15 protein-coding genes are annotated in these 22,429 nt (G+C 45.7%); 13 read left to right on the forward strand and 2 right to left on the reverse strand.

The window, feature by feature from the left end:
• Window positions 1-33: 33 nt before the first annotated feature.
• Together AC1RJL_RS10850 and AC1RJL_RS10855 are read left to right on the forward strand one after the other, a co-directional pair.
• On the forward strand, window positions 34-1,008 hold the full coding sequence (locus AC1RJL_RS10850) for a hypothetical protein (protein ID WP_492913823.1): 975 nt from the start codon (window positions 34-36) through the stop codon (window positions 1,006-1,008).
• Entirely contained in the window at window positions 996-5,210 is a 4,215-nt protein-coding gene (locus AC1RJL_RS10855) for a RecQ family ATP-dependent DNA helicase (RefSeq protein WP_492913825.1), read from the forward strand. Before AC1RJL_RS10850 ends, AC1RJL_RS10855 begins: the two co-directional genes overlap by 13 nt.
• Before the next feature lie 46 nt (window positions 5,211-5,256).
• On the opposite strand, the gene AC1RJL_RS10860 is transcribed toward AC1RJL_RS10855, so the two are convergent.
• Together AC1RJL_RS10860 and AC1RJL_RS10865 are read right to left on the reverse strand one after the other, a co-directional pair.
• Window positions 5,257-5,952: a fumarylacetoacetate hydrolase family protein gene (locus AC1RJL_RS10860; RefSeq protein WP_492913826.1), complete on the reverse strand. Its 696-nt coding sequence runs from the start codon at window positions 5,950-5,952 to the stop codon at window positions 5,257-5,259.
• 28 nt (window positions 5,953-5,980) lie between these two features.
• Window positions 5,981-6,547 carry a gamma carbonic anhydrase family protein gene (locus tag AC1RJL_RS10865; RefSeq protein WP_492913828.1) on the reverse strand — a complete coding sequence of 189 codons (567 nt, stop codon included), beginning with the start codon at window positions 6,545-6,547 and terminating at the stop codon, window positions 5,981-5,983.
• A gap of 81 nt (window positions 6,548-6,628) precedes the next feature.
• Between AC1RJL_RS10865 and prlC the strand changes: the two genes are divergently transcribed.
• From prlC to AC1RJL_RS10920, 11 genes are all read left to right on the forward strand, one after another.
• The gene (gene prlC, locus AC1RJL_RS10870; protein ID WP_492913831.1) at window positions 6,629-8,695 is read left to right on the forward strand and encodes an oligopeptidase A; all 2,067 of its coding nucleotides are present in this window, start codon (window positions 6,629-6,631) and stop codon (window positions 8,693-8,695) included.
• Window positions 8,695-8,946 (forward strand): YheV family putative zinc ribbon protein, encoded by a 252-nt coding sequence (locus tag AC1RJL_RS10875; protein ID WP_492913833.1) that lies wholly within the window; start codon window positions 8,695-8,697, stop codon window positions 8,944-8,946. Before prlC ends, AC1RJL_RS10875 begins: the two co-directional genes overlap by 1 nt.
• Window positions 8,947-9,438: 492 nt before the next feature.
• Complete coding sequence (locus AC1RJL_RS10880; RefSeq protein ID WP_492913836.1) at window positions 9,439-12,486, forward strand: TonB-dependent receptor; 3,048 nt, start codon at window positions 9,439-9,441, stop codon at window positions 12,484-12,486.
• 95 nt (window positions 12,487-12,581) lie between these two features.
• Window positions 12,582-13,343, forward strand: a complete 762-nt coding sequence (locus AC1RJL_RS10885; protein ID WP_492913838.1) for a SapC family protein — start codon at window positions 12,582-12,584, stop codon at window positions 13,341-13,343.
• Window positions 13,344-13,345: 2 nt separating this feature from the next.
• The gene (locus AC1RJL_RS10890; protein WP_492913840.1) at window positions 13,346-14,365 is read left to right on the forward strand and encodes a cupin-like domain-containing protein; all 1,020 of its coding nucleotides are present in this window, start codon (window positions 13,346-13,348) and stop codon (window positions 14,363-14,365) included.
• A 24-nt stretch (window positions 14,366-14,389) separates the two neighbouring features.
• Window positions 14,390-15,871, forward strand: coding sequence for a tryptophan halogenase family protein (locus AC1RJL_RS10895; protein WP_492914731.1), 1,482 nt, complete (start codon window positions 14,390-14,392; stop codon window positions 15,869-15,871).
• 8 nt (window positions 15,872-15,879) lie between these two features.
• A complete protein-coding gene (locus tag AC1RJL_RS10900) occupies window positions 15,880-16,617 on the forward strand; it encodes a DUF6445 family protein (protein ID WP_492913842.1) in 738 nt (245 codons plus the stop codon).
• Window positions 16,618-16,852: 235 nt separating this feature from the next.
• The gene (locus tag AC1RJL_RS10905) at window positions 16,853-17,344 is read left to right on the forward strand and encodes an RHS repeat domain-containing protein (protein ID WP_492913844.1); all 492 of its coding nucleotides are present in this window, start codon (window positions 16,853-16,855) and stop codon (window positions 17,342-17,344) included.
• Window positions 17,345-17,362: 18 nt separating this feature from the next.
• Window positions 17,363-19,393, forward strand: a complete 2,031-nt coding sequence (locus AC1RJL_RS10910; protein WP_492913846.1) for a hypothetical protein — start codon at window positions 17,363-17,365, stop codon at window positions 19,391-19,393.
• Window positions 19,394-19,403: 10 nt separating this feature from the next.
• Window positions 19,404-21,941 carry an RHS repeat domain-containing protein gene (locus tag AC1RJL_RS10915; RefSeq protein ID WP_492913848.1) on the forward strand — a complete coding sequence of 846 codons (2,538 nt, stop codon included), beginning with the start codon at window positions 19,404-19,406 and terminating at the stop codon, window positions 21,939-21,941.
• Between the two features lie 18 nt (window positions 21,942-21,959).
• Window positions 21,960-22,238 (forward strand): hypothetical protein, encoded by a 279-nt coding sequence (locus AC1RJL_RS10920; protein ID WP_492913851.1) that lies wholly within the window; start codon window positions 21,960-21,962, stop codon window positions 22,236-22,238.
• Window positions 22,239-22,429: the final 191 nt, after the last annotated feature.

Here is a 22,429-nt window from a genome sequence, read left to right on the forward strand (position 1 = left end):
AGTGCGTAAACTGCCTTTGTGAGCCTATGGATTATGACGCTGCTGCCTGTATGTTTTGATTTGTCTCGTATTCTTAGCTTTGACCTGGAGTTGGGTCGTGATGAAAAGCTCAAGCATTTGGGTGCTGTGTTGGGCCAACAAGTATTGAGCGTCAAAGGGAAATCAGCAGAGGCCATCGCTCAAATCGAGGAGTTGTCCAAGCAAGCAGATATCATCCTGGGGCACAATATTCTTAATTTTGATTTACCTTGGCTGGCAAAGCAGTCAGTCATCCCGCATAACCTGCTCAACAAACCAATTATCGATACATTGTATCTTTCTCCGTTGGCCTTCCCGGCCAACCCTTATCATCGGCTTGTTAAAGACTACAAACTTGTACGCGATACACTTAATGATCCGGTTAAGGATGCAATGCTGGCTCTACAGATCTTTACTGATCAGCTTGACGCATTAAAAAATCTCCCACTCGCCCAGCTCCAGCTGTATCAATACTTGTTTGAGCATGGCACCACGACACACTTCAATACCCAAGGTTTGGCTCAGGTATTTGCCAAACTGACCCAGGAAAAAACGAGCAGCAGCGTCATGCTGCCTGCTTTAATTCATCAGGTAGTAGGTAACAAGGCTTGTCCACAGCAACTTAACCGGATGATTAGTGAATCATTGTTCCATCAGCAACTGCTCCCGCTAGCTTATGCTTGTGCCTGGCTTCCAGTGTCTGGCGGCAACTCAGTGCTCCCTCCTTGGATCTGGCGCCACTTCCCAGCTACCGCTGACATCATCAAGTACATAAGGGAAGAAAAGTGTACTGATGCCCATTGCAGTTATTGCCAAGAAAACCACGACGCCCGCCAGCATTTGCAAAAGATCTTTGCTCTCAACGATTTCCGCCCGCTCCCTGATGGAATGCCATTGCAGCGCGATATCGTCGAGTATGGGTTAGCCGGACAATCACTATTTTACCCACCAGTGGAGGCAAATCGCTTTGCTACCAGTTGCCAGCAATAGTTCGCAATCTGCGCAATGGTTCGCTCACTATTGTGATTTCGCCTTTGCAGGCGCTGATGAAAGATCAGGTTGACAACCTCAAGCAGAAGGCAGGTATTGAAACGGTTGCTGCCATCTCGGGCATGCTAACCTTGCCCGAGCGCGGAGCTATTCTGGAGCAAGTGCGTCTCGGCGATATTGCCTTGCTCTATTTGTCACCAGAGCAGCTTCGTAATCGGACTGTGAAGCAGGCGATTAAACAAAGACAGATTGGTGGTTGGGTTTTCGATGAGGCTCACTGTCTTTCAAAATGGGGACATGACTTTCGCCCCGACTATCTTTACTGCGCTGATGTCATTGAGGCAGTGGCCAAAGAGCAACAGGTTTCTATTCCCCCGGTATTTTGCTATACCGCTACTGCTAAACTGGATGTCATCAATGATATATGCGCCCATTTCAAGGACAAGTTACCCACTCCTCTTAAGTGTTTTGAGGGAGGTGTTGAAAGGGTTAACTTGCACTATGAAATTATTGAAAGCAGCGGTCTTAGCAAGCTCAGCCAAGTGCTCATGTTGCTGGAGCAGTTTTTCGGAGAGGATAAGCCAGGCTCGTGCGTCATTTATTGCGCTACGCGCAAATCTGTTGATGAGATGGCAGATGCACTGGGTCAACAACAATCGTTATCTGTAGCCCGCTTTTATTCTCGTCTGGAGAACAATCAGAAAAAAGAAACACTGGAAGGTTTTATTAGTGGTACATACCGGATTATCTGTGCCACTAATGCCTTTGGCATGGGCATTGATAAAGATGATGTTCGTTTGGTGATTCATGTTGAGATCCCCGGTTCGATAGAGAATTATTTGCAAGAAGCCGGGCGTGCAGGCAGGGATACAAATACTGCCCATTGTGTACTGTTATTTGATGAACAGGACATCGAAAAGCAATTTCGCTTGCAGGCCATCAGTGAGGTCAGTCATCGCGATATTGCGCAAATATTCAGGGGCATCAAGTTCAAGGCTAACAAAGACAATGAAGTCTTCGCTACCTGCGCTGAACTTATCAACCAACCCGATGTGGACGCCAGCTTTGCTGCAGACGATAGCGATGCTGATACCAAGGTAAAAACCGGCATAGCTTGGTTGGAACGGGCCGGATTTGTGGCGCGAACGGACAACATCACACAAGTCTTTCAGGGGCGTCCATTGTTCACATCTTTGGACGAGGCCAAAGAAAAACTGGTTCACCTCCATCTATCGCCACAAGCTAGCCTACTCTGGTATGCCGTGTTGCAGGCATTGATCAATGCTGATACCGACGATGGATTAAGTGCCGACCATATAGCTGAGGATGCTGCACAATATCTGACTACCCCCTCTTCAAAAACGACAACTAGCGCCAGTGATATCATGCGAATTCTGACCCAGATGGCTGATATCGGGTTGATTTCCAAAGGCTTGCTGCTAACAGCTCAACTCCGACCCAAAGGCAAAGACAACTCCATAGTCACTACACAAGTGGTACATAGCATCGAAACTGCCATGTTGGAATTGCTGCAAGAACAGATGCCCGACCCTGCACCTGGCATGGCTTATCCGTTGCATTTACGGCAACTCAACCAGCGATTAATTGATCTTGGGCACCAGCGCAGTAACCCATCACTATTACGCAATTTACTTTATAGCTGGTCACAAGATGGCCGCCAAAGTGGCCAGAAGGGCTCCATTGATTTTCGCTATGCCAGTAAGGAGCACTATCAAGTTGTGGTGAACCGCAGATGGAGCGACATTCGCAAAATCATAGAGCAACGGCATAAGGTGACGGCCGCTGTGCTGGCGTTCCTTTATCAACAACTGGACAAGAATGAGGAACATAGCGCCCGTCAAGTCACTGTTTCTTTTGCGATGGAGCAGGTCATCGATCACTTGCGCCGCGACATGGAAATTACGCAACTCCGGCACTTTAGGGAAAGTAGTACCCAGCAGAAGTGGCTGATGAAGGCAGCCGAGCGCGGGTTGCTTTACCTACATGAACAGCACGCCATCATCTTACAAAATGGTCTCGCTGTGTTTCGTTCGGCCATGAGCCTCAAATTGACCGCAGACAAGAGCCAACGTTACATCAAATCGGACTATCAGCCGCTTGCCCAGCACTACCAGCAAAAAATTATCCAAATTCATGTGATGAACGAATATGCAAGGGTAGGCCTGGCAAAGATCAAAGCAGCCCAGCAGCTCCTCAAAGACTACTTCAACATGGAGGCAGATAAATTCTTACCGCTCTATTTCAAAGGGCGCCGCAAAATTCTGGACATGGCAACTAGTGAAAGCTCGTGGAAGCGAATTGTCGAGGCACTACATAATCGAACACAGGAGCAGATTGTGCAGGCCAACCCTGAGCAGAACCTATTGGTTTTGGCGGGGCCTGGCTCGGGCAAAAGCAAGGTTATTATTCACCGTTGCGCCTACCTGATGCGTGTCAGACAAGTAGATCCACGCAAAATCCTCCTGCTTTGCTACAACCACAATGCCGCCCTGTCTCTGCGGCGACGCCTAACCCAATTACTGGGGCGCGACGGGAGCCGGGTAAACGTACAAACCTTTCATGGTCTGGCTCTGGGTTTGACTGGCAACTCAATCAACTCTCAGGAACTGAATGACATCGACTTTTCAATATTGTTAGATCAGGCCATCGCCCTCTTAAAAGGTGATGACATCCAGCTTGGGCTTGCAATGGAAGAGCAGCGGGAAAAATTGCTGGGCGGACTGCAATTTATCCTGGTCGATGAATATCAGGACATTGATGAACAGCAGTATCAGCTAATTGCCGCCTTGGTAGGTAAAAATGAAAGTGAAGAAGAAAACAAACTCCAGTTGATGGCTGTCGGCGACGACGATCAATCTATATACGGCTTTCGCGATGCAAATGTCAGTTTTATCCGGCGTTTCGAGCAGGACTATGCCGCACAGACCCACTATTTGACCTGGAATTACCGCTCCACCAGATACATTATCCAGGCAGCCAACCAATTAATTGGCCACAATCATGACCGTATGAAAGGTGAGCATCCCATAAGTATTGATGAAAATCGGCTGATGGAGCCAGCGGGAGGTCGCTGGCATAATATCGATTCCAGTAACGGAAAAGTTGTAATCCAGTCCTGTCATGATGTATCCCAGCAGGCCGCTGAAGTCATCCGTCACATTCGCTACATCCAGGAAAAAGATCCCGGCTGTCCATTGGAAAGTATTGCCATTCTGTCTCGTCAGGGAATTGAAAAGGAGGCGCTGCTATGGGTTCGCTCAGCGCTAAGCGATGCGGGAATTCCGTACCGTTACACCCTTGATAGAGATCATGGTTTCCCTATCCACTGCTGCCGCGAAGTAGTGCAATATCGCAAATGGCTTCAGCATCGTGGGTTTACTCAAATGACTCCCGCCGAACTGGCCGCCCCTCTCCCTTCCATTGAACATGCCAACCGCTGGCAACAGTTATTACATGATCTGATTGATCAATGGCAAGCCAGCCAAGGGGATATCGCTTTGCCTGCGACGCATTTTGAATTGTTTCTGAGCGAATACCTGAATGAACAACGACGGCAAATCCGCTTTGGACATGGTGTTCTTTTAAGCACCGTACATGGGGTCAAGGGGGAAGAGTTTCAGCATGTCTTGATTCTTGATGGTGCCTGGCAAGCTAGCGCCCAAAGCACGTCAGCTGAGGTAGAAGAAGAGCGCCGGATTTTCTATGTTGCGATGACTAGGGCAATATCCAGATTGGTAATTCTGCAGCGGGAGGATCAATCCCATCCATACCTTCCCTTGCTAACAGACTCGCTCCATCGAGAGCCTGCACAAGCCAGCGCCCCGGAAAAATTGCGACGTTTTGCCTTATTGGGGATGAGCGATTTATTTATCGGCTTGGCGGGACAGCGTCCCGCCCAAGATGCTATTCATCAGGTGCTGAATTCATTGCAAGTGGGAGCCTCCGTTCAACTGGAGCGAGACCCAAATGACAAGATTAAGATCTATCACCAGAACCAGCTTATCAGCCAACTTTCTAAAAACGGCATACTGGAGTGGGGCAATCGCTTATCGCAGATCAAACATGCCCAGATTATTGCCATGATTCAACGCAGTAAGCATCAGGAAAATGAAGAGTATCAAGAGCGAATCCAAGTTGATAACTGGGAGATCCCGATCATCCAAATAGAAGTTGAATACTAGGTAGTAGAGACAGGTCTATTTCGGTGTAGTAATGATCTTATCCAACTCATGACGCTCCATTTGTCTGCGTTGCGACAATATGTAATCGGAGCACTTCGGGAAACCCTTCAAGGCGGGCGACCAATTTATCGCCCACTTCTACTGACCCCACACCAGCCGGTGTGCCGGTAAAAATCAAATCGCCCGCTTCCAGTTTTATATAGCGCGATACTTCCACAATTAATTCCGGAATCGACCACACCATATCGCGCCAGTTGCCGCGCTGTACTTCTTCACTGTTGCGCGTTAATACCAAATCTCCGAATTGTTCGAGATCGGCGAGCGTGCCTTGTTGAATAGCGGTACAAGGTGCTGAACCATCGAAGCCCTTGGCAAGCTCCCAGGGGCGCCCCATTTTTTTCACTTCTTTTTGGATGTCACGGCACGTCATATCCAAACCTACGGCAAAACCACTTACATAATCGGCAGCGTTTTCGCGCGCAACTTTATGGCCGGACTTTCCAATCGCAATGACCAATTCGATCTCATGTTCGACCTGTTGCGAAAAATCCGGGTGGATAAAGTCATCGCCATTTTGCGCCAGCGCACTCTGTGGTTTAAAAAAGAAAAACGGCGGCTCGCGATCCGGGTCGTGGCCCATTTCGCGTGCGTGCTCGGCGTAGTTGCGGCCGATACAAATAATTTTGTTAACTGCAAAATTTGAATCGTCCTTGCCAATAATGGGCAGTGAATAGCGAGACATATGTAGATCCATGAATTATGAAAGAAAATTAATCGAGGCCAGCGGCGTCGAGCGTTGCGTTATTTTCAGCGATATAACTATCTTTTAACTTCACATAATTATCCGCGGAATAAGTAAAAAAACGGCGCTCGCTATCTTTGAGCGGGCGCGCCTGTTTGACCGGTGAGCCGACATACAGAAATCCGGACTCAAGCCGCTTGCCGGGTGGCACCAGTGAGCCGGCGCCGATAATGACTTCATCTTCCACCACCGCACCATCGAGCACAGTGGTGCCAATTCCCACCAGCACGCGGTTGCCAATGGTACAGCCATGCAGACAGACCGAATGGCCGACAGTCACGTCATCGCCAACAATTAGTGGGTGGCCGGCCGGGTTATAGTCGCTGACGTGGGTGATGTGCAGGACCGAGCCATCTTGCACGCTGGTGCGCGCGCCTATGCGGATTTTGTGCATATCGCCGCGGATCACCACGCAGGGCCAAACGGATACGTCATCGCCCAATACCACATCGCCGATCACGACGGCCGATTCATCGACAAAAACCCGCGCACCTAATTGCGGCGAATGGCCTTGGTAATGTCTAATTGCGCCCATAGATATGCTCCTGAAAACCTGCTCATTGATGGGTGTATGATACGTCAAACCCCGCCCGTTTTTCGCCTCACGGAGTCACGCATGACCAATCCTTTACTCGCAAGCCATACCTTGCCGCCTTTTTCCGCCATTTCTGCCGAGCAGGTCACTCCCGCCATCAGTGAGTTGATCAATCAGGGGCGCGCCCAGCTCGAACAATTGCTCGCCGCGCTTTCCACTCCTACCTGGGAAAATCTGATTGCTCCGTTGGAGGTACAGGGCGATAAACTGGATCAGGCCTGGTCGCCGGTGAGCCATTTAAATTCCGTCGCCAACAGCGATGAATTGCGCAAGGCCTACACAGAAAGTGTGGCACTGTTGACGGATTACAGTACCGAATTCAGCCAGAACGAAGCGCTTTACAAGGCCTATCAACAGCTTGCCGACAGTGAAGGGTTTGCGCAATTAACCCAGGCGCAACAGCAAACCATCAACAACGCATTGCGCGATTTTCGTTTGGGCGGTGTGGCCTTAAATGAAACGGATAAAAAACGCTTCGGGGAAATCCAGAAACGTTTGTCAGAACTTTCCACGCAATTCTCCAACAATGTATTGGATGCTACACGGGCGTGGTTTAAACATTTCGATGATGCCGATGAACTTGCCGGTTTGCCGGAATCAGCGCTCGCACAAGCTGCACAGGCCGCTGCGCAAAAAGAATTGCAGGGTTATGTGATTACGCTCGATTTTCCTTCTTACTATGCGGTCATTACCTATGCTGACAATCGTGCCCTGCGCGAAGAAATTTACAGCGCGTATGTCACTCGCGCATCGGCGCAGGGGAAAAAAGCCGATGGCAGTTCTGCTGCAGAATTTGATAACACGGGCATTATTGCCGAAACATTGGCATTGCGACATGAACTGGCCCAATTACTAGGCTTTGCAAGTTATGCGGAGCGTTCACTCGCGAGCAAAATGGCGGAGACGCCGGCGCAAGTGTTGCAATTTTTAAATGAGCTTGCACAAAAATCCAAACCCTATGCAGAGCGCGATTACGCCGAGCTGCGCGAGTTTGCTTCACGCCATGGCTGTGCCGATTTGCAAGCGTGGGACACTGCGTATGTCAGCGAAAAGTTGCGCATAGAAAAATATTCAATATCGCAAGAAGAATTGCGCCCGTATTTTCCGGCCGAAAAAGTGATCGCCGGTATGTTTGAGATAGTGCAGCGATTGTTTGGAATTCAGGTAAAACAAGTTGTCGGGTTTGATACTTATCATCCGGATGTGCGCTTCTATCATATTTTCAAAAATGACCAACAGGTCGCCAGTTTTTATCTCGACTTGTTTGCGCGCGATAAAAAGCGCGGCGGTGCCTGGATGGCAGATTGCCGCGTGCGCCGTAAAACTGAAACCGGTGTGCAATTGCCGGTGGCATTCCTGACGTGCAATTTCACCCCGCCTGTAGGTGAAACTCCTTCGCTACTCACGCACGATGAAGTGACTACATTGTTCCACGAATTTGGTCACGGCCTGCATCATATGCTGACGCAAATTGATGTTGCCGCCGTGAGCGGAATTAATGGCGTTGCCTGGGACGCGGTGGAATTACCCAGCCAATTTTTGGAGAACTGGTGCTGGGAGCCGGAGGCGATTCCGTTAATTTCCGGTCACTACCAAACGGGTGAGTCATTATCGCAAACACTGCTCGATAAAATGCTCGCGGCAAAAAATTTCCAATCCGGTTTGCAAATGATTCGCCAGATTGAATTTTCATTATTTGATTTCCGTTTGCACGCTGAATACAACCCGCAAGCACCAAAATCGGCGCAGGATGTATTGAACGATGCGCGCGCACAAGTTGCCGTCATCAAACCACCGGCATTTAACCGTTTTGAAAATAGTTTCAGCCATATTTTCGCTGGCGGTTATGCGGCAGGTTATTACAGTTACAAATGGGCGGAAGTATTGTCGGCCGATGCCTATTCGCGTTTTGAAGAGGAAGGTATTTTTAATCAATTTACCGGCGAAAGCTTCCTGAACGAAATTTTGCAACAGGGCGGCAGCCAGGCACCGATGGAATTATTTAAAAAATTCCGCGGCCGTGAACCCAACATCGATGCACTCTTGCGTCATTCGGGCATTACCGACGTGTCAGGGGAGGCAGCCTGATGGCCTACAGCACCACACGCCGGTTTGTCGCGGGCGCCGTTTGCCCGCGCTGTTCAGAAATGGACAAACTCGTTGTCTATAACGAAGAGGATAAAGATTATCGTGAATGCGTTGCCTGCGGTTATAAAGAGGAAATGCGTTTTAAACCGGTCGCGCGTGAATTGGAGACGCGCGTGAATCAAACCGAAGAAGATAAAAATGATGTGCAAGTGGTAAACATTTTATCTTTCGATAAAAACAATAAAATCTGATTTATCATTTTATAGACTGGATTTTGGTGAAAATTCCATCAGGATCCAGTGTTAATTCCTTAACGTTTTTACTGTTTTTTTTGGCTCGTCCTGCTAACAGTTCCAGCTCAACTTTTCACTGGCTTTTCAATCGATGGCTGCGTCTATTTCAGCTCAGCTCAGTCTTAATAAATGCAAATTTGTGTAAATGCGTAACAGCTCCCGAGGTTATTAGTGATCTGCATCCAATTCAACTTGTTGTCATAATGAACATATGATACTTGTATGCATGAAATCCAGAGAACTTTTTGACGCTGTCATTGCGCCCTTAACAATAACTGCAATGGCGGTAATTTGGCTGAGGCTGATATATAGCCCGGCTTCCAGTATTCGCTTTGGCTTCAAGGCGAGATTTGCCTGGTTTGTAAGCAGCTATCGCCTGTGATCAATCGGGTAAGGCAACAGCAGTACGGCAAAATCCTGACCATAACTAATCCAATTAAGGAGAGCTTCATGTATAAAACAGCAAAATTTAAAAAGAAACTCATAGCAACAGTCATCGCTTCAACAGCAGTTACCGGCTTTAGCGGCTACGCTACCGCTCAGGATGATGTTGTCGAAGAAGTCACCGTAACGGGTATTCGCGCCTCCATGGAGCGCGCGATGGACGTAAAACGCCAGTCCGCAGGTGTGGTTGACGCCATTAGCGCAGAAGATATGGGTAAGTTTCCCGATACCAACCTCGCTGAATCTCTGCAGCGCATCACCGGTGTTTCTATTGACCGTACCAACGGTGAAGGCTCTCGCATTACCGTGCGTGGATTTGGCCCTGATTACAATATGGTCACACTGAACGGAAGAACACTTCCAACGGGTAGCGCCTATGGTGGTAGCTCAGGTGCCGATGCATCAACACGTGGCGGTAACTCACGGGCATTTGATTTCGCGAACCTTGCTTCTGAATCAGTATCTGCGGTGGAAGTGTACAAAACCGGTAAAGCTAATGTTGCTGCAGGTGGTATTGGCGCATCAGTAAATATCAAGACTGCGCGTCCATTGGATAATGACGGCTTCAAGGCATCTATTGGTGCTAAAGCGGTCGCGGATACTACTAATCGTACAGGCAGCGATATCACGCCGGAAGTTTCCGGTTTGGTGAGCTGGGCTGATGACGATGACGTGTTTGGTGTGTCGCTGAGTGCAAGTTATCAAGAGCGTGACTCAGGTTACACCGGCGCTACCGTTAACGATTGGACCACTGCAGTATGGGGTGGCGGTGATAGTAGCACCATATATAACAATCCAGCCTCAAGCCCAATATTCGCTAATGCTCCCGCTGTTGGGCAGCTCTACTCTCGTCCCAATGATGTTCGTTATACATTTGCTGATCAACAGCGTGACCGTACCAATGCACAGCTGACTTTCCAATACCGACCTGTCGAGAATCTGACAGCCACTTTGGACTATACCTTCGCGCAAAAAAATCAAACCGAGCATCGTGGTGAAGTAACTACCTGGGTACAAAATGGTTCCTATCTGGAATATGTTGAATTTGATAATTCAGCTATCAAGACTCCTAAAATCATCACTGAAAGCTACAGCCCTGAGACAAGAGACATTGGTTTTGCCCAGCAATATCGTTCTCAGGAAGATACGTTGGAATCAACCGGTTTAAATCTGAGTTGGGAAGTTAATGATCAATTAACATTAAATGTCGATGTGCATGATTCAACGTTAGAAAGTATGCCTACAGGTCCAGGACATTCCGGTGAATTGGATGTTGGTGTTGGCGCTCCGATTAAAACGGGTGCAAGCTGGGAGTTCAGTGGTAGAGATATTCCTAGCTGGACTCAGACAATAAATGGAACTCTGGATGAAAATGATCTTAGCTCATCTGTTATGCGTGTGTGGTCAGCTGAGCAAGTATCTGATGTAACCCAAGCTAAAGTAGATGCTCAATGGAAATTCGATGACGGTCGTTTTGATTTTGGTATTGAGCGTCGTGAAATGGGTTCCAATACTATTAATTACAACGGCAATAATAATCAGGTGCTGGGCGGCTGGGGTGCTTCCGCTCCAGGTGAATTCCCTGCCGGATTGTTTGAGCCTTTCAATGTGGCTGGAGAGTTTAACGACGTTAGTACTGGAAATTCACCCGCTATTGGTTACCGTGCGGATGCACGTCAATTAGCTGATTTCCTGGTGGGCAAATATAACGGCGCTGAGAAAGCTTATATCGGTGTTGAGGACACCCAACTTGCCAGTGTCCGCAACAGCAAAAGTAACAACGATATTCAAGAAGATACAGATGCCGTCTATTTCCAATTAGGCACTACTGGTCAACTGGCTGGGCTTGAAGTTGATGTGTTGGCAGGTTTACGCTACGAGTCAACTAAACAAGTTTCATCATCTGATACACCGCTCTTGTCTCATTTCGTCTGGCAATCTGATAACGACTTCCAGCAGGTCTCGCTGCCAGCAGGTACCATAACCGTTGCTAAAAACAACTATGACGCATTGCTGCCAAACCTGGATCTATCGGTGAAATTAACTGACGACATCGTGAGCCGGTTTTCATATAGCAAAACGATTGCCCGTCCCGGCTTGGGATCACTTGGTGCAGCTATCAGTGGTTATGGAATTAATGGATCGAGTTTGAACGATGGTACAACCGTTCGTGCAAACGGAAATAACCCCAACCTTATTCCGTTGGAATCAAGCAACTTTGACTTGTCGGTAGAGTGGTATTTTGATGATGCCAGTTATGTGTCGGCAGGTCTTTGGGAAAAACGCGTTCTGAATTTTGTGGGAACCGAGCAAGTAGAGCGTACGATTGGTGATATTCGTGATCAGACTGCAGGCCCCAGAGCTCAAGCAGCTAGAGCGGCGCTTCAAAGCAGAGGTTTTGGCACCGATGATGGCCAGATTTTCGCAATGATGGCTGTTCTTCGCGATCCGGCTCAATTCCCGAACGGCGCTGATGATTACAGCGATGCATTAGTACAACCATTAGGTGAAGGCTGTACACAACCAAGTTGTGATTTTACCCCTAACGCTGATGATCCTTTAATGCTGTTCACCATGAGCAGTCCGGTGAATAACCAGGAAGCAAAAATTTACGGTGCAGAATTTGCTGCGCAACACTTCTTCGGTGAAACCGGGTTTGGTGTAATGGCTAACTACACCATCGTAAAAGGTGACATTAGTTTCGATAACATGGATATTACTGCAAACCAATTTGCACTATTGGGTCTCAGCGATACTGCAAACCTGGTGTTGATGTATGAAAACTATGGTGTCGAAGCCCGTCTTGCCTATAACTGGCGTGATAAGTTCCTGAATAGAACCGGCGCCGGTGCTAATAACCCTGGTTATATTGAAGCATACTCACAAATTGATGCGAACGTGACTTACCATATCACCGATGATTTGGCTGTATCACTCGAAGGTATAAACATTACCGGAGAAGATCGTCGAGAGCATGCTCGCAACAAAAACATGTTGTGGGGCTATGATGACTTGGGTGCTCGCTACCAAGTGGGTGTTCGTTATACCTTCTAAGTATTACGCTGAAGGTTGTTGATAAAAAGAGTCGCCCAGGCGGCTCTTTTTTATCGCTAAACCATAATAAATTGTTCTGCTTGCCGGTAATATTTATGCAAAAAATAGAGTTATTAAACAACATTGCCCATGAGCACTTAAGAGTAAACTCAAAATTTTCAGCTGAGTTGGGTGATAATGTTGCCAGCACCATCACCTATTTGACTGAATTTTCCGATGTTCAAAAAGAGTATCCAATTTTGTGCCGTAAAAATCCTGATAACGGTGAATACCAGGCTGTTGTATTCTTTGGATTGCAAAAAGATGAAAATTTATTTTTGACAGAAGTGGACTTGGCAAACCAACGATACTTGGGGTGGCGTGCTGACTATGTGCCGGCAGTGATGGCGAGAGGACCTTTTTCAATTGGAATTCAACGTGAAATTATCAATGGGGCAGAAACACATAATCCTGTTGTACACATAGATATGAATCACCCCAAAGCAGTGTGTGAAGATGGGCAAGCGTTATTTTTAGAAAATGGAGGCTACAGCCAGTACTTGAATCACATTTCAAAGGTACTGGACTCTATCAATGATGGAATGTATCTAACAAAGTTAATGTTTGATGCATTTAGCAAGCATCAGTTATTAGAGGATGTAGTGTTGGATATAGAATTTCAAAATCAGGATAAATTAAAAATCACTGGATTTGAAACGATCAACGTTGACAAATTATCCCAACTGAATGGAGCAGCCCTTGAGGAGCTTAATAAAGCAGGCTTTCTTGAAGCAGCTTATTTTATTGTTGCATCAATGTCTAATATCAGTAAATTGATTGACTGGAAAAATCGCAAGTTGGTAGCGGGAGATAATTGACTTTGAAAAAAACAAAGATTTTGCATGGAATTAATCCACATAATATTCCAAGGGATGTAATTACTTCCGCAGAACCTGTTGTTTTTAAACAGTTGGTTAGTGATTGGCCTATCGTACACGCGGGTCAAATTTCCGACCGGGCATCAGTCGACTACCTGAAATCATTTTATAATGGTAGTCCTACTATCGTATGTAAAATCCCTGCTGAAAATAAAGGCAGAATGTTTTACAACGAAAATTGTACCAAGCTCAATTATGAAAGTTTTAAAGGACGTATTGATGAAACCCTCGATGCTATTTTAGATGGGATGCATCAAACAGATAGCCCGGCGTATTACATTGCATCCAATATTATTGACACACATTTGCCAGGATTTAGTGAAAAAAATAACTTTGTAATTCCGAGGGATAAGCATGTTGATGCAATGGAAGAGAGAGTCAGTATATGGATCGGCGGTGCAACGACAGCCACCTGTCATTTTGATGCGTTAGATAATATAGCCTGCTGTGTTGCGGGCAAGCGTAGGTTCACACTTTTTCCCCCGGATCAAATAAGCAATCTTTATCCTGGGCCACTGGAGCCAACACCCGGTGGGCAAGTCATTAGCCTGGTTGATTTTAAAAATCCTGATTTTCAAAAATTTCCTAAATTCAACGATGCACTTTTAATTGCTCAAGTTGCCGACCTGGAGCCAGGGGATGCTTTATATATACCCGCCATGTGGTGGCATCACGTAGAGAGCCTGGAGCCTTACAATATTTTGGTTAATTACTGGTGGGAAGATGCTCCTGCCTTTTTGACGTCGGGTATGAATGCGCTGTACGCGGCGATGCTTGGAATTCGCGATAAATCTGCACATGAGCGAGAAGCCTGGAAGCACGTTTTCAATCATTATATTTTTGATGGAACTGAAAAATCCAACGCCTTTATTCCAGTAGAGGCAAGAGGGTTTTTACATACCCTGGATAGATTAGGCGTTAGAAAATTAAGAGCCTTACTTATTAATAAATTAAATCGTTGATGCCCATAAGTGACAAATAAAGAAATGATGAATAAAAAAATGAAGGTAGTGATTGCCGGAGGTGGTACGGCTGGTTGGATTGCAGCGGCTGCGCTGTCGAATCAAATGGGCGAACTTCTCGATATCACTTTGGTGGAATCTCAGGAAATAGGAACAATTGGTGTTGGTGAAGCCACCATCCCACCCATGAGAACTTTTCATCGATTATTGGGTATTAATGAGCAGGAGTTTATGAGGGCAACAAATGCTACTTTTAAACTCGGTATTCAGTTTGAAAATTGGAAACAAATTGGTGAAAAATATTTTCATTCCTTTGGTGTTACCGGCAAACAAACATTAATTACTGACTTCATCCACTTTTGGCTCAGAGGCCGGAAGCTGGGGATAGCTGATGAGTTTGGTGATTATTGCCTTGAGTATAAAGCAGCATTAAAGGATCTATTTTCTATTAATGACCAAGCCAAACTAAATTATGCATTTCATCTCGATGCCGGGCGTTACGCCAGCTTTCTCAGGGGGCGAGCTGAAGCCCGCGGTGTAAAGCGAGTGGAGGGGAAAATAGCAGAGGTACAGCAAAATCCTGAGACTGGTTTTATTGCTTCACTTAAAATGGATTCGGGCCAGGAAATACAAGGTGATTTATTTTTAGATTGCACGGGTATGAGAGGCTTATTGATCGAGCAGTCTTTGCAGACAGGGTTTGAGGAATGGGGGCATTGGTTACCCTGTGATAGTGCTATTGCAATACAAACTGAAACTACTGTTCCTGCGGTGCCCTATACAAGATCGATTGCGCATCACGCTGGTTGGCGTTGGCAAATTCCGTTGCAGCACAGAGTAGGAAATGGATTGGTTTTTTCCGGTCGTTACTTGTCCGATGATGAAGCGATCAATATGTTGCTGTCGGGTGTGGACGGGAAAGTACTCACTGAGCCTAAAGTCATAAAATTTAAAACGGGTAAACGCAAAAAAGCCTGGAATAAAAATTGTATTGCAGTGGGCCTTGCCTCTGGCTTTTTGGAGCCGCTGGAGTCAACCAGTATTCACATGATAATGACAGCGATAACCCGTTTGTTACAGCTGTTTCCGCATGGTGAGATCAAGCAGTCAATTGTTGACGAGTACAATGCTCAGGCAGAAAGTGAATTTATAAGAATCAGGGATTTCATTATATTGCACTACAAAGCGACAGGGCGGGATGACAGCCCCTTTTGGCGCTATTGTAAGGACATGGAGGTTCCTAATGATCTTAGGCATCGAATAAATATTTTTAAAGATTATGGAAAATCCTACCAGGTTGAAGGTGAATTATTCCGCCTGGATTCCTGGACTCAGGTTATGCTTGGGCAGGGAATTGTCCCCTCGTCATATCATCCTATTGTTGATTTGATGTCGGAGCGAGAATTGCAACACTTCCTGAATAATGTTGCCGCCGACGTTAATAGAAACATGGCAACACTATCAACACATCAAGATTTTGTTAATAGGTACTGCGGCAGGATGTGATTTTTAAAATGGGCGCAGATACGATGCAACATTCTCTAATATTAAAACTACACCCTGAGCTTTCCTACAAGTTCTACTCTGTTGGGAAAGAGAGAACGCCCTTACTTGTTATTGATAACTTTATTCAAGACGCACATTTATTGGTGGATTTTTGCGTAGCAAACATAGATTTTAGCAAAGTAGACAGTTTTTATCCGGGGCTGCGCATGGCAGCTCCTAACAGGTATATTCACACCATTAATTACTATCTGGCAGAATTATTGAGTAATGTATTCGGATTAACGCAAGACAAAATAGCCGGAGGAAAAGCACTTTACTCCATGGTAGTAACATTCCCGGATCAATTAGAGATCAACCAATGCCTCCCGCACATTGATTCATATGTAAGTGGTGATCTTGCCTGTATTCATTATCTCTGCGGGAAAGAAAAAGGCGGTACTTCACTGTATCGGCATAGAAAAACCGGTTATGAAAAAATCACCAGTGAAACTATCGATCATTACAAGCAATCAGTAGTAGATGAAGGTGCTTTGGAATTTTCAAGAAAATCCTACATGAACGGATCTAATAACTATTTTGAACAAATTGCGGAAGTTGATGCAATATTTAATCGCATGATTATTTATCCATCGAATATTTTACACTCGGGCAACATAGCACCAGATTTTAATTTTGATCCAAATCCGGTAACGGGGCGGCTGACATTGAACTCGTTTATCTTTAGCAAGCGCGATCCAGAAATATAATATGCATCGAGATTGGCCAAGTCATCCAAGGATCTAATGCTGATAGAGTTTGTATTTTGACGCTGCTGTGCTTTTTTATAATTTTTGTAAATTAAATTTTATAAGTGAAAATCAATAAATAAATTTTCGTTAGAATTTTTATAAGCATTGTTGTTGTGCTCTTGCATACAAGATGATCTGTGCGTCATAATAAGCTTGTTATTACAACATCTAATTCTACGCAACGGAGCTTGCTATGCTTGCATTAAAATTCCGCAGTATTTATTCCCCTGTTTCGGCCGTTCTATTTTTATATTTCACTTTTTCATCTGGTGTTTACGCCCAAACAAAAACTACCACATACGCATACGATGCATTGGGACGCCTGACCTTTGTAACCGATCCGGCAAATGGTAATCGCGATTATGATTACGACAATGCAGGTAACAGGCTTCTTGTTTCAACCAATACTGCTAGCGACGCAGCCGCTGAGCCTGGACCGGCTATCTTGCCTGCCCCCACAAACCTGTACAAATCTTTAATTGCCAGTTGCGCTTGGAAAGCCACCTGGAATCCTGTATCTGGAGCCGCTAAGTATCTGGTAAAGGATACTAACGGGGCAAGCCAATGGGTCACTGTCACCGAGGCCTATGTGGCGTGCCCTGTAGGTAATTCATCAGCCAATATGCCAAAAAGCGTAGAGGCATGTAATGTAAGTAATATTTGCGGGACTAAAGCAAATTTTTAATTAACAGGGAATAAAAAAATGAAAAAAATATTATTTTTACTGTTGGGATTTTCCTGTTCAGTTCTCGCGCTTGATGACAATCCGATTGCACCACCATCCGATGAATTGGTAGATAAATTTGGTGTGAATTTGCAAACCGGGCAGCTTTCACGACGGCTTAATACAGTTTCTATCGGCGGCGAACTTGGTTTAAGTCATCATGTTGAGCTTTACACCGATTTTTTGTCAGACGGTAATAAAGGATTTGTTGATGGTTTTGCAGGCTCTGTGACTTCAAAAAAAATCTCCGATAATGTAGTTCAGATCCTGACGAATGCTAATGGTGATGTAACTGCAATTCGTGATACCGGCACCTATCAACCTACCTTCACTCACTTGCGCGTCATGCGAGCCTATGGGCCGGCAGGTACTCAGGACTTTTTGGTGTATCAAAATGGCCTTGTGAATCATGATAATACCGCTACGACTGGATATATCTATAAGCCTGTGGGGGATACTCGTCATTCCCTAACAGAAAGTGCCGATAAAAAATACCTTACCTGGACCACCCCAAACGGTATTGAGTCAAAATACGAGAGGAGCTTAAATTCAGGCACTCAGAGTGCAGGTGCTGGTGCAAAATTAAAAGAAGTTACTTACCCTAACGGTTTTAAAGTGCGAGTAAACAGTACGGATGTTACAACCAATACTGGGTTCATGTTGAAATACCAACTGAGAACACTTTCGAGGTTAAGTACTTTTGATCAAATGGTGGCAATAAATCTTGCACACCAATACTGTGCCTCGAGTGCTGCAACTTGTTCTATAGCCGAATGGCCGTCAGCAACGTTCACATGGCCAGATGGTACTCCAGGTGTTTTCAGGCAACCCGGATTACCGCCATCCAGTTATTTAGTCAAAATGACAACTGGAGCTGGAGTAACTGACATTCAGTATCAACCAGAGAATATTTGTATAAAAGAAGGTGGTAGCGAGGATGCGAACTGCGCTGCTTTGCCGCTCGGCGGAACGAAATGGTATCCGCGCTTGCGTAGCATTAGAACACCCGAAAGCAATGTTCCCAATTATCAATACACCTATAAAAACCGAGGTACCTATAATGGCGAAGTTATAGCCTATCGCGAAGTAGATAAGAACGGCATGGATATTAATTCAGGTTTCAGCAGTGCCTACACCTATTGGAGTCTTAGTTCTACTACAGGGCAGATTACTAACGCAACACTGAATGGAACAGATTCACAGGGTTATTCCGGGCCGACTATAAACTCATATAATGCCAATGTTACTTGGGGTAATGGTGAGACCTGGGTTGTATCATCCCAGTACGAACTTAATGTGATCGAGTCTGTGACTAATAAAAAGAGTGGTACTTATTTATATCATAAGGATTCACGGCATTTTGTGGAGAAGTATTATCCAGTGGCAGGCCGAGGACCAAAGCAACATTATTATTACGATGGACCGCGCGACAATCTCAATAAAATTAATGTGATTAGTGCATCTGGCAGCGAAACTCTTTTGCAAGAGGCCGGCTATGCAAATACATGTATCTATCCCAAAATTTGTAACAAACCTTTGTGGATCAAAGATGCTCGGGGCAATGTGACCGACTACGAATATGACCCGCAAGGACGTTTTGGTAATCCGATTAAAATCACCGCTCCTGTTAATAAAAATGGTGTGCGAGCCGCTACGGTTTACAACTATGAACCTATGTATGCCTATTACAAAAAAGATGGCGAAGCTATCACCCAGGATCCAGATCCTGTGTGGATGCTGGCGAGTGAGCACACCTGTCGCACCACTGCAGCCACCAGTACCGGTTGCTTGGGTGGTGATCTTGATATGGTTAAAACGTCTTACCACTATGGACCGCAAAACGCATCACAATCTAACAATCTATTGTTGCGGGGAAAAAGTGTAACTGCCGAAAGTAACCCTTCAACCCTGGAGACACGGGTATGGTGTTATGAGTATGACAAGTACGGCAAATTGATTGGTGAAATTGCACCTAAAGGCAATTCCACTAATTTGCAAAGCTGCCAGTAAGGAGACGACAATGAAAATTTCAGGAATGAACAATAATTTGCCCGTGCTGTTTACATTTATTTTATCAGTAGTCATTTTATTCAGTGGGTTTACACAGGCTGCGCAGTATGAAGGCCAACATAAAACGGCTTATCGAACTTCAGCAACAGGTTTGCAGCTTGGTGTTATCCAGCCAGATGCAGATGGTGATTCCCTCAACTTTATTGCGCAACGTTTTATTTATGGCGACTCTGCTCGCCCTGCGTTGGTTACGCAAATTGAATCCGGTAATTTGGTTTACTGGTTGGACGATACCATTGCTCCCGCTCAATGGACGAATTACACGGTATTCACCACTCGCGGTTTTGAATATGACAATTATGGCCGCAAAATCAAGGAGTGGATAAAAGGTACGAATGGCACTATTGAAATGCTGTCCCAGTACACTTACAACCCCAAAGGGTTGGTTCAGTGTAAAGCGCGGCGAATGAATAAAGCGGTTTATAACTCGCTGCCATCCGATGCTTGTTCGCAAAGCACACCTGGGGCTGAAGGTCCGGATAGGATCACACGTTATACCTATAACGATTTGGACCAGGTGCTGACGGAAGAGCGAGCTGTGGGTACTTCACTCGCACAAGTTTATGTAACCAATACCTATCAGGATTACTTACTCAAAACCCAAACGGATGCTAACGGGAATAAAACCGAACTTAAATATGATGATATTGGTCGTATGACCCATCGTTATTATCCTTCCAAAACTGCTGTTGGTACGGTGAGCACCACGGACTACAACCAATACGGTTACGATGCCAATAACAACATTACGATGGAGCGTAAGCGCAATGGCGCGGTGATTAATTTTCAGTACGACAACAACAATCGTTTGATACTGAAAGATTACGTCAATAACACCCAAACTGCAGATACTTATTACAACTACGACCTGCGCGGCATTACTTTGCATTCCCGTTTTGGTAGTGATACCGGCGAAGGAATAATTAATAAACCCGATGGTTTTGGCAACATTATCCAAACCGATACGACCCTCGGTGGAATTACCCGAACCCTGCGCTACACCTACGATCTCAATAACAATCGCACCCGCGTCACCCACCCGGATAATGTCTGGTTCCAATACGATTTTGATAATCTGAATCGTGTTAATCGTTTGAGCGAAACTGTTATTCCCATGCTGGAGGTGACTTACCATACGGCCGGGCGTCGCAGCGCCATTTTGCGCAACTACAATGCCGGTACAGGTACGGTTGCTACACGCACGGATTATCAATTTGATAATGCCCAACGCTTGTGGAATCTGGTTCAGGATTTCCCGAATACAGCGTTGGATCTCACCAATACGTTTACCTACAACCCGGCGAACCAGGTAACGCAGCTCACGCAAAGCAATGCCTTGTACCAATACAGCGGTAATGAAAACCGCGCGGGTGCCTATGCTATCAACGGCTTGAATCAATACACCACGGTGAATGGTGCAGGAGTTGGCTACGACAACAATGCCAACCTTACCAGCGACAATGGCGCAATCTATCAATACGACGATGAAAACCGTTTGCGCAGTACCAGCGGTACGGGTATCTCTGCATCAACCTTGAAATACGATCCGCTTGGTCGCTTATATGAAACCACTATCGCCGGTGTTGTTACGCGTTTCCTTTACGACGGTGATGCGCTGGTAGCGGAATACAACAGTGCCGGTACGCTCACGCGTCGTTACGTACATGGTGACCAGGTTGATCAGCCTTGGGTGCAATACAACAGTTCTGCTACAGGCCCAAACAATTGGCGTTATTTGCATGCAGATCACCAAGGCAGCATTATTGCGCACAGCTCGGTGAACGGTGCCCAACTTGCCGCATTAAGTTACGATGCATATGGTATTCCCAAATCCACCAACAGTGACCGCTTCGGCTACACTGGACAGGCATGGTTAAAAGAGTTGGGATTGTTCCATTACAAAGCGAGGATGTATTCGCCGAAGTTGGGAAGGTTTTTGCAAACGGATCCGATTTTTTACGCAGACAACATGAATATGTATGCGTATGTGGGAAATGATCCGGTTAACCGCACAGATCCATCAGGCATGTGTTGGATTTTTACCCCGTTGTGCATAGCATTAACAACGGGCGGTGCCACTGCCACAACAACAGTTGCTGTAACTACAACAACTATCACAGCGACCGAATTGGCAGTCGGAACTGTTGCAGGTACAGCAATAGCTGCTACTGCAATAGCTGTAAAAAATGAATCGGCGGAAACTCCCAAATCTCCTGAAATAAAACCTGGTGAAGTTGCTGGTCAAACTCCTGAAAAAATTGATGAAATTGCTAAAGATAAAGGTTTAATTCCTAAGGGGCCAAATCCTCAGGCTGGTCAAGGCTCTTATACAGATCCTGTTACAGGTAAGCAAAGAATTCTTATCCACCCCGATGCAGACTGCGGGCCTCATTGCCATGTGAACGACTCAGAGGGAAATAGACTTGATGAGAAAGGTAATAAAGTTCCGCCTGAGTCACCTGAAGCCCATTTGCCATTAGGTAAATAATTAAGATGGAGACGCAAAATGCATGATTGGGTTTTTTTAGAACTTAATTTTCTGTGGCACGATGGAAGTTGTAATTTAAAATTTAAAGATGCCACATCGTCAGAAAAATTTATTACCTCTATCGGTGTGCGTAAATTGACTGTCCCTAGGCAAGAAGAGTGGGGTGAAAGTGTTTGCGTAAATAAAATTAGTGGGCCAATTCAGGAAAATGGATTTGAATTACTAAAGATAGAAATGCAATCAGGAGATCAAATAATCCTTGAAGCAGCAAAAATAAATATGCCCGAAAAAAACTAAGGCTTTTAAAAAGCGCGATTTTAGAAATAACAAAACCCACGATCAGTTTACTGGTCGGGGGTTTTGTTTTTATGAGTGTTTGGGATTTTGTTGTTACTCCGCCGTCAACACCAAACACCCCTGCATCACCCGAATCGTCATCGGTGATCATTCGTGATCCAGCCTGTTCCAGCCAATGCCTCTTGAGCTGC

Source organism: Cellvibrio sp. GW822-FHT04B05, assembly GCF_058800985.1.